Origin of the sequence: Rheinheimera sp., assembly GCF_030690345.1 — a bacterium.
Classification (GTDB): domain Bacteria; phylum Pseudomonadota; class Gammaproteobacteria; order Enterobacterales; family Alteromonadaceae; genus Alishewanella.
This window is the reverse complement of the sequence record NZ_JAUYGV010000006.1, coordinates 1,304,472-1,317,669: the sequence shown is the minus strand read 5'-3', so window position 1 is coordinate 1,317,669 and position 13,198 is coordinate 1,304,472. Positions and strand designations below refer to the sequence as shown.

Below are 13,198 nucleotides of genomic sequence, written 5' to 3'. Positions count from 1 at the left end.
CCCAAAAGAAACAAGTGCTCTTACTATAAACGGCTTTACTAATTTTGCCACTGTTGTTTGCTAAAAAGCGCTAATGTGCATAACATCAATGCAGGGCTGGCAAAACAGCCGGCCCGGGCTCAGGTTGGATGAGATAAACGAATGATTACCATAGATAAAACCACGTCGATAAAAAGCGCTTTAATTTGGGTGATCATGCTTATATGTAGTCTTACGCTGTGCCTGGCGATGGTGGTATCTACCATGCAGGATGTAAAGTTGCAGCGTAAAAAACTGATTTCTCAGCTGGATGGCTATGTCAGTATTATTGCCTTTAACGCCCGCAACAGCATTTTGCAGGATGATGCCGACACTGAAGATAACCGCCTCAGCTCTTTTGCGGCAGTGAATATTTTGCACAATGTGCATATTTATAAAAAACTGGCAGAGCCGGACAAGCTGAGTTTTTTCTCCAGCTATAACCGCCGTGATATAGGGCCTCATCCGGTGCAGTTCGACCGTGCCCCCGCGCTGCTCAAGCCTTATATCAGCGACGACTACATCGAGCTTAGCAAAGCCATTAAAGATAACGACACCCTGCTTGGCTATGTGTATCTGCGTGCCAGCCAGGAAGAACTCAGTGCTTATATTCAAACGCGGATCCTGCTGGACATCTTAATTGCTCTGGTCGCACTGGGCAGCGCCTTTTTTATCAGCTCCAGGTTGCAACGGCGCTTTACCACACCGATAGATACGCTGTTAGATGTAGTACAAAAAGTCGCCAAAGAAAAAGACTACCGTATTCGCGCGCCGATAGCGCCAATCAAAGAATACAATATGCTAAGCCGCGCCTTTAATACTATGCTGGACAGAATTGAACAGCAAATCAGTAAGTTGCAACAGGCAGAGCAGGAAAACCGCCGCTTAACATTAAGCCTGGAGCAAAAAATTGAGCAGCGTACTGACGCGTTAAAAACCTCAAACCAAGAGTTGCTTAATACGCTGGCGACGCTGCATCAGTACCAAAACCAGATTGTCGAAACCGAAAAAATGGCCAGCCTGGGCCAGATGGTAGCCGGCGTGGCGCATGAAGTTAACACCCCGATCGGCCTTGGCGTAACAGCCTCTACGCTGTTGCAGGACAGGCTGGCAGATATCCAGAAAGCCTTCGATGAGAAAAAACTCACCTCATCACAACTGGCTAAGTTTTTATCAGAGAGCAAAGAAAACCTCGGCATTATCTATCGCAATATGGAACGGGCGGCCAGTTTAATTTCCAGCTTTAAACGGGTGGCTGTTGATCAATCCAATGAAAACCGCCGCCAGTTTAATATGCTGCAGCTGATTAACGAGGTGCTGCTGTCGTTAAGACCTAATCTGAAGAAAACCCAACACCAAATCAGCGTTAACTGTGAGCCGGAGCTGGAGCTGGACAGTAAGCCCGGGCCTATCAACCAAATTTTGATCAACCTGATCATGAACAGCCTGATCCATGCCTTTGAGCATATTGAGCAGGGTGAAATACAAATAACGGTCAGCGTCGAAAACAACAACTGCAAGCTGCTGTATGCAGATAACGGTGCCGGCGTGCCGGAGTCGATTAAAAAGCGTATCTTCGACCCCTTTGTTACCACCAAGCGCGGCGAAGGCGGCAGCGGTCTGGGTTTGCATTTGGTGTATAACCTGGTCACTCAGGCATTGAACGGTAAAATTCAACTGCAGAGCACCCTTGGTCAGGGCATACAGATCCAAATAGACTTTCCGGTAATAGTGCGCAGCAATAAGTCATCTAAATCATTAACTTAGCTAAAATGTGCCCGACTAACAGCGCTGAAGCAACATTAGAAAAACCTAATTGTTAACAAAAAACTTGTTAACAATTGGACAGATGGTTATAATTACGTATTATTTGACAAATCCAAGTCATCTATAAAACGTAAACGCATTATAAATTTCACAAAATTCACATAAGGTTTAACTCCAATGCAAACACCTGTGATTCTGATCGTTGAAGACGAAGAAGTAACCCGCCTGAACCTGGTTAGTCTATTCCAGGGAGAAGGCTATGATGTCATTGAAGCTGTGAATGGCGAAGAAATGAACCAGAAGCTTACCGATAATAAAGTAAATCTGGTGGTTATGGATATTAACCTGCCGGGTAAAAACGGCTTAATTCTGGCGCGGGAGTTACGCCAGAGAGAAAATATCGGTCTGATTTTCTTAACCGGCCGCGACAGTGAAGTAGACCGTATTCTGGGTCTGGAAATTGGTGCTGATGATTATTTAACCAAGCCTTTCAACCCGCGTGAATTAACGATCCGTGCCCGTAACCTGTTAACCCGCACCGTAGCGCAACCTGTGGTTGAAGAGCACAAAAGCGTAGTTAAATTTAATGGTTGGACGCTGGATGAAAACAGCCGCAATCTTACTTCCCCGAAAGGTGTAGCGCGCCGTTTACCTAAAGGCGAATACCGTGCCTTACGTTTAATGTTGGATACTCCGGGTAAAATTTTCACCCGCGAGCAATTAATCCGTCATATGACCGGCCGTGATTTACGCCCGAACGACCGTACAGTGGATGTTACCATTCGTCGTATCCGTAAGCATTTTGAATCTGATATCGACAGCCCTGAGTTAATCAGCACCATCCATGGTGAAGGTTACCGTTTTGTCGGCAAGCTGGATAAGTAAGCCGCTAAGCTTGTTCGATATATTCAGACAGAGCAGCCAGGTGCTGCTCTGTTTTTAAGTGAAAGTCTACCAGTTGCCGCTCCAACCCCTGCCAGTTAACCGGTTCTTGTTCAAAACGTTTTGCCTGTTGCTGCACCCATAACAAACCAACCGATGCCGCTGCACCTTTTAACTTATGTGCCGCTTCCTGAAAGTCATGCTCCTGACGTTGCACCGCGGTTTCCATCATACGGTTCATATAACCGGGCAACAACTGGCTAAACAACTGCGCACTGCGTTTTACCGCATCCTTACCAAGTGATTGGATATAGTCATTCAGTATTGCCTGGTCCAGTTGCTGGTGTTCATTGTCCGGCGCTACCGCTTTTGGCAGCTGCAACTTCATCGCACTGGGTGAAAACAACCGCGCCAATACCTGATCTAACTTAGCCGTGCTCAAGGGTTTAGCCAGGGCGCCATCGATATGCAGCCCGGACAATTGCTGCTCTGCCTTGCGCACATTGGCGCTAAGCACTACCACAGGCAAAGCACACAGCCGCGCTTCATTGCGGATATAAGCCGCAATTTGCTCACCACTCATATCCGGCAGCTGCATATCCAGCAACACTAAATCAATATCATCTTCGGTTTCCAGCAGTGCAATGGCATCTTCGCCGGTTTCAGCATGCACCACAGTGTGGCCACGTTGCTCCAGCAAGCCAATGGCAATTTCAGCATTAAGCGGTACATCCTCTACCAGCAATATGGTTAGCTCCGGGCACTCAATTGCCTGCTGTTGCTCTTGCTGCAGTACTTCTGTTGGTAAACTGACAGCAAAGCGGCTGCCTTGTGCCACTGTACTGCTGACACTGATTTGCCCCTGCATGGCTTCCACCAGGGCTCTGGATACAGACAAACCGATACCCGAGCCCATAATGCTCAGGCGCCGGCCATCATTTGATTTGTAGTACATATCAAAGATGCGTTCCTGCTCTTGTGCCGCTATACCTATGCCGGTATCTTCTACCGCAAAGCTCAGCCGGTTGTTGTCCAGATTGCAGTGCAGGCTAACCGCGCCGTTCGCGGTGAACTTCACCGCATTATTCAACAGGTTCCACAGCACCTGGCGCAGCCGCGTCGGATCCAAACGCAAATAAACATCCATTTCGCCTGTGCAGTTCAGCTTAAACTGCAGGCCTTTTTGCTGGCACAATAACTCAGCAAAGTTAGCTATATCATTAAGGAACTGCCGCAACGACACGCTCTGATAAACAATATCAAGGTCCTGGCGGTCAATTTTATCCAGGTCGATAATGTCATTAAAAATATTACCCAGCGTCTCGGCACTGCTGAAAATGGTGTTGGCCCAGCCATGCTGCTGTTTGGTCAGCTTACTTTCAATCAAACGCCGGCTTAAACCAACGATGCCGTTTAACGGCGTTCTGAGTTCATGGCTTAGTGTGGCAATAAATTTGCCTTTATCCAGGTAGGCTTTTTCTAACGCTTGTTCAGCCAACTTACGCGAGGTAATGTCGCGGCCAAAACCAAGTAAACCGATGTAGCGGCCGTGGCGGTCGTAAAACGGGACTTTGCGCATCTCAAACCACAGTACCTGGCCGCCATCTTTAATAAATTCGACATCCAGCGTCAACTCCGATTGCTGCATATCACTGTTGTACTCGGTCAGAATGGCAGCCTGGGCGCTGTCGTCGTTATAAATATCGGCCGGATAACGGCCAATCAGTTCGCCGGCCGTTTTGCCCATAATGGCTTCAAACATTTTATTGCAACTGGCAAAGCGGCCGGTTTCATCGCGGTAGTAGAATAAGTCGGGGGAGCTGTCAACAATAGAGCGGATCAGCAAGCTTTGTTCTTCCAGTTCAATCTGGGCTTTTTTACGTTCGGCAATTTCTTTGCGCAGTTCATCTATAGCGCGACGTTTAGCCTGAAACGCCTTCTTACGCTCTTCAATTTCAAAGTTAAGTTGACGGATATTATCCTGCATGCCTTCGTTCAGCAAGCGTTCCTGATGCGCAGAGTCTTCCAGATAAGATAGCGCCGCGTCTAAATGCAGCACCAGGTAAAACACAAAGGCGATAAACACCGGTGCAATAATCAGCATTACCAGGGCTGCGCCCTTCACCGCAGCCCAATCAATGCTGTTAGTCATAACAATGCTAAAGGCAGCGCTTATCGCAGCACCCAGGGCCAGCAACAACAGCTGGCAAAATAATGCCAACCGCAGCTTGCCCCACTTACGGATCCAGCTGGCTACGGCTTTAACCTGTGGATGAACCGGTCCTTGCATCAGCTGGTCACCTCACTAAGCGGAGATTATTGTACAGGTTGAATATCCAGCATCAGGTTGCGGTAAGAACAATACTGCACTTCAGTATCCTGCTGACGGAATACCCCCTGGCGGGTATAAGATGAATGATCTTTATACAAACTTATCTGATGGCCCTGACCCACTTTAACCGCCTTGCCATCGGCCTGACGGCTTTGTGTCAGGCAAAGTAAATGCGCCAGTTGCTTATAATTGTCACGCTCAAACAGCTCGCCTGAGCTCAACATAGGTGCCTGAGTGTTATTAGGTGCAAACTTCCAGTCGGCAAAACGGCTTCTGAGCAAGCCATCTTTTAACTCCAGAGTGTCACCGCGGGTCAGATAATGGGTGCTGACCTGAGTAATTTTAGTCGCACTGCCCTCGCCTTCGGTAACTGCTGACTGATTATCAACCACATAAACACCGGCAGCTCCCAGCACTTCCATTTTCACCTCAGGGGCATTTTCTTCTGCACTAAAGCCCACCAGTAAGGCGGTGGCTTCATCCACCCCAAAACCGAACCGGGTTTGCGTATCATGTTGTAAGCGGATCAACCGGCCCTGGCGGCCGCGCTCTGAGAAGTGTGTATCCAGCACCCCCCATGGAAACAAGCCTAAACCACCGCTGGCGGTGTAAGTAAGATGATTTTCTGCCAAACCATTACTGCAGCTTTGATCTTTATCACAGCCGGGTTGCGGTGCCGGCAGATCGAAGGCGCCAAACTGCATAGCGCTGTAACTGTCACCATTACTAATCATCGGCGTATTGTGGCCCAGGTAGCTGGCACCGGACATTACCGCCGTACCGGCACTGGTACCGGCAACAATGATCTGGCCGGCGCTTAGCATAGATTGTATTTGCTTCAGTTCAGCCGAGGCGCTGCCATCTTCCAGACGAAACGCCTGTAATGTCAGGCTCTGGTCGCCACCATTAATAAAAATTGCGTCTGCACGGCGAATTTGCTCCACTGCCGCTTCGCTGCCCTGCTGGCAAAATTTCATTTGCTGCTGCATCAGATCAGGGTATATCCGTTCACGTTGGTAGGTACCGTGGTACGCCGCCAAATATTGTGGCAGTTGCTCACAAGACGGGTCATTGTCAATGCGGTTTTGTTGCGCAGCCCGGTAGGCAGCATTGATGGGTAACCAGCTTACTTCAGCACCGGCCTCTTCAAACAAGTTGGTATAAAAATCAACTGCAGCGTAAGGATCACGACCTGAAGCAGTAACCACTAACAACCGGGGCTTACGCGCCGGCCCTGCTACCTGCTGTGCTAATTCAACAATTTTGCGATACAGCTCCACTGAAAACGCATCGCTGGTTTTGGCCAGGTTGGCATATTCTTTTTGTCTTTGCGCTGCGCTGCGCCGGCTGTTGCTATCTTGTGCTGTCGCCATTACCTGCAGCTGATCCAGTACAAAGTTACGCTCGCGATCACTTAACTGGTTGTAGTTTTCCCGGCCTGATACCCAGATACCATCAATTTCTATTTCTGCCGAGCGCCACAGCCTGACTAACTCACGCTCAGTTACCCGTTCATTAGTTACTCTGCTGCGAACAAACTGCAGCAGCGCCAAAGTTTGTTGTTGTTCTATAGCCCGCTCTGCGCTCCAAAAGCTGTCACTGGCAATATTGTTAAGCTGAGTAGCTGACAAACTGAACAGGTCAGCTGATTTTGCCGCCGGCGAGAAAACATCCGGCTCAGAGCAAGCACGGGTATTGGCTGAGCTACAGCTTTGTAAACCGCCACCAACTAACACCATTGAATAATCGGGAAATTTTTTATTACCCTCTGTGTTTGCTGCAGAAACTGAACAAGCCAACAGACTGGCAGTGATATAAAAGCTGAGTGATCTCATTATTCTCTTTCTTATCTTAAGCGCAAAATCAGGTAACTACCGTGATCCGGACAGAACCCGAAAATTTCAGATAGCATAGATTATCCTGTATTGACTTCTTTGCCAATTAGCAGTAAATCTATTAGCGTTGTTTAATTGATCACACATCATTTTTTGGTAGCGATATGTTAAAGAAAGCCTTCGCGCTTAGCTTATATCACTACTCGTCCTACTACCTGTCGGAGTGGTTTAACGAGTAGATACACGTCAGGCACTAAACCGTGTCTGGCAGGTCTCTATTCCTGCACCACAACAACTAACATAAATAATTATAAGCACACTTATGCGGACAATACCGCACTCTGTGCCATGTTAAGACAGGTGTATCTATGCGCAAGTTATCTCCTTTAGCGCTGGCAGTTGCCGGCAGCTTTTTCGTTAGCCCTTTTGTTTTTTCTGCTGAAGAAGTAGCAAAAGAAGAGCAAAAAATTGAAAAGATTGAAGTGACCGGTTCACGTATCAAAGGTGTCGACCTTGAAGGTACGCAACCGCTGGTCATTATCTCTGCCGATGATATTAAAAACTCCGGCGCCAGCACAGTGTACGACTTACTAAAAGACGTCGGCCAACTGCGCGGCGGTTCAGGCACTTTCTCCACATCAGAAAGTGGTACTGCATCTAACGACACGCCTGCCGGTCAAGCTGCTGCATCGTTACGGGGTTTAGGTCCTTCTTCTACCCTTACCCTGATCAACGGCCGTCGGGTTGCTGCATCATCCTTTGCAGCCGGTACCGAAAACTTTGTCGATATTAACTCTATTCCGGTATCAGCCATTGAACGGGTTGAAATTCTGGCCACCGGCGCATCCGCTATTTACGGCGCGGATGCCGTTGCCGGGGTAATTAACTATGTACTTAAAAAAGATTTTGACGGCGCAGAGCTGGACCTAAGCTATGGCAACTCCATGGCGAGCTCTGATGAAGGCAAAACCGGCATTAATTTGATCTGGGGTAAAAGCTTCGGCAACAGCAATCTCACCATGTTTGCCGATTACTTTGATCGTAATGACTTTGCTTACAGCGACAGGGATATGACTGACGAAACATGGTCATTATCTACCCGTGGTCAGTTTGCCAGTGTGCGTTATACCACTTCAGATTTTTTAGACCCGGTATCAGATGAATATGTTGGCTTCCCGGATCCTGCATGCCCGGCGGAACTGATTGTAGTTACCGATCCGGAGTTTGGCGATACAGCCTGCGGTTATAATCCAAATCAGGATATGCTGATCCGACCTGCGCTGGAATCAGCTTCAGGCGGCTTTATGTTTAACACTGAGCTCGATACGTTACGCTGGTCGAATGAGTTTTTCATCAGCCGCACCAAATCAACCGCACAAAGCACACCGGCTAACTTCACTAATCTGCAGGATCAAAGCAACTGGCTGTTTGCTGCCTTCGACAACCCTTTTATTCAGAACAATTCAGAACTGGTGTCACTGATTTATCCGGGCTTTGAAGCCAGCCCTAATGGTAACGACGTTGATGTTGTTGAATTACGCGGCCGCTTTCTGGCTCCAAGGCAGATTGAGAATGAAACCACAGCATTGCGTTTTGTGTCCGCATTGCAAGGTGAGGTTGGTGACTTTGAATGGGAAGGCGCAGTTATGTATTCGCGCAGTGAGTCGGAGCAAAACGCACTGGCCGGCATTTACAATCGCTACAAATTTAATGCCGCCTTGTTTGGCGAACTATGTGCCGATGGCAGCACCACCTGTTCACCAGATGATGGCGGCTTGTGGTTCAACCCCTTTGGTGGCCAGACCGGCAACGAAGACGTACTGCAGTTAATTGCAGAAAACCCGTCGCGCAAGGGTAAATCGGAGGTGTTAAGCGCCGACCTGCGTTTTAATGGTGATTTGTGGGAAATGCCTGCAGGTGTCGTTGCTTCAGCTTTTGGCGTGGAATACCGGCAGGAGAAACTGAGTGATAATCCTGATTTAATAGCTCAGTCACGTTTTGACCGCGACTATCTGGTCGATGTTATCGGCTTCGGCTCAAGCAAGTCCAGCGCAGAACGTAAACAGTGGGCTGCCTTTGCCGAATTGTTTGTGCCACTTACCGGGACTGTCGATTTGCAACTGGCAGCACGTTATGACAACTACGACGACTTTGGCAGCAGCGTAAACCCTAAAGTGGGCCTGACCTGGCGTCCGGCTGACAGCTTGGTACTGCGTTCTTCATGGGCCACATCGTTCAGGGCTCCTTCGCTGACACAGGCCGGTGTCGAACTTCGTACTACCAGCACAACAGCTCGCTGTCTGCCGGAATTTGCTGAGCTGTTTTGTGGCGGTGAGGTTGGTGGTGAAATCACCCCTAACACGCTGGAGTTTGGCAATCCTAACCTGAAAGCGGAAGAAGCCGAATCGATCAGTGCCGGTTTTGCCTGGAGCCCGACACGCGACATCACCTTTACCGCAGATTACTGGCAATTTGATCATAAAAAGATTATCGGTACAGACTTAGAGTCGATGCTGGTACGCACTCTTACTGAATCAGACCTACGCTTCTGCGGCTTGGTACCCGCAGACCAAACAGGTATCTCTTTTGACCCGGAAATGTGTGATGAGCTGGGCCTGGCCTCCGGCTTCACCGAAGATTTAAACCAGGTGCTTGCTGACTGGCAAGATGTTGATACCCGCGCCACCAGTCTGCCGTTGTTTCGCGACCATATATTAATGCTGGAAAACACCGGCAACCAACAAACTAAAGGTATCGATTTTACCTATAGCCAGCGTTTTGACAGCGATTGGGCGGTAGTCCGCTTCAGTGCCGACGTTACCAAATTGATGAGCTTTACCCGCGATCGCACCGCGTTTTCCGGTACCGAACAACTGGCCGGCAGCTTCCGTTATCCAAAACTGTTAGCCAGTATGAAACTGCGTTTCAGTGGCGATAACTGGTTTGGTGGCATTAGTGTTAATTACACCAGTGATTACCAGGATGAAATCGCGCTGTTGGAACCGTCAGACATAGACTTGTTGGCTGAGCAAGGTGTCGCCATTGACCGCCGTGTGCCGTCATGGACCAAAGTTAATGCCAATTTTGGCTATGATATTTCAGACAGCCTGACGGTCAGCCTGAATATCGATAATGTGCTGGACCGCGATCCACCATTTGTCTATGGCCGCTATAAAGACGTCGATTTTATTAACCATGACGTTATGGGCCGTAACTACCGCGTACTGGCAACCTATCGCTTCTAAAATCAGCCGGGGGGAGCCATACTCCCCCCGATAATTCAACAGATCCCAAGGCTTTTATATGTCTACCGTAACCAAAAAACCGGTATCGATGCCGGACGCCTTTGTCATCCTGTTCTTTGTGATGATACTGGCTGCTATAACTTCGCACCTGGTACCGGCCGGCTCTTTTACGCTTACTGAACCCGCACCTGTAGCAGAGGGCGCGGCCAAACTTAAGGGCAAGATAGACCCCAACAGCTTTACGCTGCATACCGACAGCCAGCAAGGTGTGCCGCTGTTTGCTGAAGGCGGTGGTATTGGCTTTTTTAACTATGCCTTTGAAGGCCTGGTGTCCGGCAATAAATGGGGCTCGGCTATTGGCGTAGTCGCCTTTATTCTGCTCACCGGTGGTGCCTTTGGCATTATTATGAAAACCGGGGCTATTCATAACGGCATACTGGCGCTGATTGGCAAAACCCAAAGCATGCAGTTTTTGTTTATTCCGCTGATGTTTGGCTTGTTCTCTTTAGGTGGTGCGGTATTTGGTATGGGCGAAGAAGCTATCGCCTTTTGTATCGTGCTGCTGCCGCTGATGCTGGCGCTGGGTTATGACGCAATAACCACGGTGCTGGTTACCTACGTTGCCACCCAAATTGGTTTTGCCACCTCCTGGATGAACCCGTTTAACGTGGCTATTGCTCAGGGCATTGCCGAAATTCCGCTACTGTCAGGCAGCGATTTGCGCATTGTTATGTGGGCGGTATTCACGCTGTTTGGCATTGTTTTTACCATGCGCTACGCCGCTAAGGTGAAAGCCAGGCCTGAGCTGTCGCTAAGCTATGCTACAGATCAGAAGCTGCGGGCACAGCAAAGCGCCGATGCCAAAAACGACTACAGCCTGCTTGATACGCTAATTCTGCTGGCGTTTTTTGCCGGCTTAATCTGGATCATCTGGGGCGTAACAGTACGACATTACTATATTCCGGAAATTGCCAGCCAGTTTTTTACCCTCGGTATTGTAATTGCCGTTATTGCCGTGCTTGGCAAACGCCTGAGCATGAATGAAGCCGCCGATGGCTTTAAACACGGCGCGGCAGAGCTGTTACCGGCGGCGCTTATCGTCGGTATGGCCAAAGGTATAGTGCTGTTGCTCGGCGGCGATAGCCCTGAATCTCCGTCAGTGCTAAACACCTTGCTGTATTACTCCGGCCAGGCACTGGGTGACTTGCCGGCTTACCTATCGGCCTGGCTAATGCTGATTATCCAGTCGGTGATTAACTTCTTTGTTGCCTCCGGCTCCGGCCAGGCGGCACTGACTATGCCACTGATAGCACCATTGGCCGATTTAGTCGGACTTTCGCGCCAGATTGCGGTATTAGCTTTTCAACTGGGTGATGGCTTAACCAACTGCATTATCCCCACTTCTGCCGCCTTAATCGGCTGTCTGGGCGTGGTGCGGGTTGACTGGACGGTATGGTTTCGCTTTGTCTGGAAATTGCAGCTATGGCTGTTCGCTATAGCCAGCGCCTTTATGCTATTGGCCGTGGCCATAGGTTACCAATAGCCGCACTGCGGCTGCTTTGAGGTTATTATTTTGAAACAAGTTTTGAACGCAAATTTGCACGCAATCATACTGATAAAAAATGCCGAAGTGCTCTCGCCACAGCCACTGGGCAAAATGGACGTAGTGATAGCCGGTGGCAGTATTGCCGCCATCGGCAGCGACTTTAACCTCGCCGGCAGCAACCTGCCGGTAACGGTGATTGACGGCAGCGATTTTTATTTAACTCCGGGCTTTGTTGACTCGTTAGTGCATTTTATCGGCGGTGGCGGCGAAGGTGGTTTTGCTACCCGCACCCCGGAAATGCAACTAACCGATGCCACCTTGGGCGGTGTTACCACTGCCGTTGGCGTATTGGGCACCGACGCTACCACCCGCACCCTCACCAACCTGCTGGCTAAAGCCCATGCGCTGGATATTGAAGGCATTACCACCTACTGCCATACCGGCTCGTACGAAATACCCTGCCGTACCCTTACCGGCAGCATCACTGACGATTTAATTTTGATCGACAAGTTTATCGGTGTCGGCGAAATTGCCATCAGCGATCACCGCTCATCGCAGCCCACCACTGATGAAATCCGCAAAGTGGCAGCAGCAGCGCGGGTCGGCGGTATCTTGTCGGGTAAAAGCGGTATTGTCAGTGTGCATATGGGTGCCGGCGAGCGCATTTTGCAGCCTGTTTATCAGGCGGTAGCCGGCACTGAGTTAAAGCTGAAACAATTCTACCCCACCCATATGAACCGTAACCGCCGCGTGTTTGAAGCCGGGTTAGAGTTTGCCACTAAAGGCGGTGTAATTGACTTTACCACCAGCACCACCGACTTTGACTTAAAACACGGTGAAGTGGCAGCCGCGGCGGCGCTGGCCGAAGCACTGCAATTTGGTATCAGCCCGATGCAGCTCACGCTAAGCTCGGATGGCAATGCCAGCCTGCCGATCTACAATGATGATGGCGTATTACTTGGCTTACAGGTTGGTACAGTACAAAGCCTGTATCAGGCCGCCCGCGAAGCGATAACACAGCATAAGGTCGCTATCACAGACGCTGTTTGCAGCATTACGGCAGCTCCGGCAGCAATATTGGGCTTAACAGGCAAAGGCCGTATTGCCGCCGGGCTGGATGCCGATATAGTGTTGCTGCGCCGCGACGATTTGGCCATCGACAGCGTTATTGCCAAAGGTAAACTGTTGGTACAACAGGGTGAGGCGCTGGTAAAAGGTACCTTTGAACGCTGAAACCACTGCGCTAAAAGCAAATAAGACAAATTCGCATAAATATGGCACCTTCTGCCATAGCTATCGACGCTAAAAAGCTGCTGCGGCAGCTTTTTTTATTGCTGCCACGGGTATCATTGGTAAAAATATCGCCAATTCATGTAATTTATTTTCATTTTTGCCGGTTTTAGTTCTGCGACATTTCACCCCCTGCTCGCTACAAAGTCAGCTTGCATTTTCGCTTAAATAGCGGTATACCTGTTCACTCTTGAACGTTTAGATGGCTAAACATTTCCAGAGCAAATACTCTACAACGCATTGACCTCTGAAAGAGTAACCGTTATTTTCTTTCAGCAGCAGC

The 13,198-nt window shown here is 49.3% G+C and carries 7 protein-coding genes; 5 read left to right on the top strand and 2 right to left on the bottom strand.

Annotated features, from left to right (window positions below):
- Positions 1 to 141 precede the first annotated feature (141 nt).
- A complete protein-coding gene (locus Q8O77_RS10530; protein ID WP_305552821.1) occupies positions 142 to 1,785 on the top strand; it encodes a sensor histidine kinase in 1,644 nt (547 codons plus the stop codon).
- Between the two features lie 177 nt (positions 1,786 to 1,962).
- Positions 1,963 to 2,670, top strand: a complete 708-nt coding sequence (gene arcA, locus Q8O77_RS10525) for a two-component system response regulator ArcA (protein WP_305552820.1) — start codon at positions 1,963 to 1,965, stop codon at positions 2,668 to 2,670.
- 4 nt (positions 2,671 to 2,674) lie between these two features.
- Here the strand turns inward: arcA and Q8O77_RS10520 are convergent, their stop codons facing one another.
- Together Q8O77_RS10520 and Q8O77_RS10515 are read right to left on the bottom strand one after the other, a co-directional pair.
- Positions 2,675 to 4,957 carry an ATP-binding protein gene (locus Q8O77_RS10520; RefSeq protein WP_305552819.1) on the bottom strand — a complete coding sequence of 761 codons (2,283 nt, stop codon included), beginning with the start codon at positions 4,955 to 4,957 and terminating at the stop codon, positions 2,675 to 2,677.
- A 26-nt stretch (positions 4,958 to 4,983) separates the two neighbouring features.
- Positions 4,984 to 6,834, bottom strand: a complete 1,851-nt coding sequence (locus Q8O77_RS10515) for a cyanophycinase (RefSeq protein ID WP_305552818.1) — start codon at positions 6,832 to 6,834, stop codon at positions 4,984 to 4,986.
- Between the two features lie 368 nt (positions 6,835 to 7,202).
- On the opposite strand from Q8O77_RS10515, the gene Q8O77_RS10510 reads away from it, so the two are divergent.
- The 3 genes from Q8O77_RS10510 to iadA are packed head-to-tail and all read left to right on the top strand — an operon-like array spanning position 7,203 to position 12,858.
- Entirely contained in the window at positions 7,203 to 10,079 is a 2,877-nt protein-coding gene (locus tag Q8O77_RS10510; protein ID WP_305552817.1) for a TonB-dependent receptor domain-containing protein, read from the top strand.
- Positions 10,080 to 10,137: 58 nt separating this feature from the next.
- Positions 10,138 to 11,622: a putative basic amino acid antiporter YfcC gene (yfcC, locus tag Q8O77_RS10505; RefSeq protein WP_305552816.1), complete on the top strand. Its 1,485-nt coding sequence runs from the start codon at positions 10,138 to 10,140 to the stop codon at positions 11,620 to 11,622.
- A gap of 54 nt (positions 11,623 to 11,676) precedes the next feature.
- Positions 11,677 to 12,858: a beta-aspartyl-peptidase gene (gene iadA, locus Q8O77_RS10500; protein ID WP_305552815.1), complete on the top strand. Its 1,182-nt coding sequence runs from the start codon at positions 11,677 to 11,679 to the stop codon at positions 12,856 to 12,858.
- Positions 12,859 to 13,198: the final 340 nt, after the last annotated feature.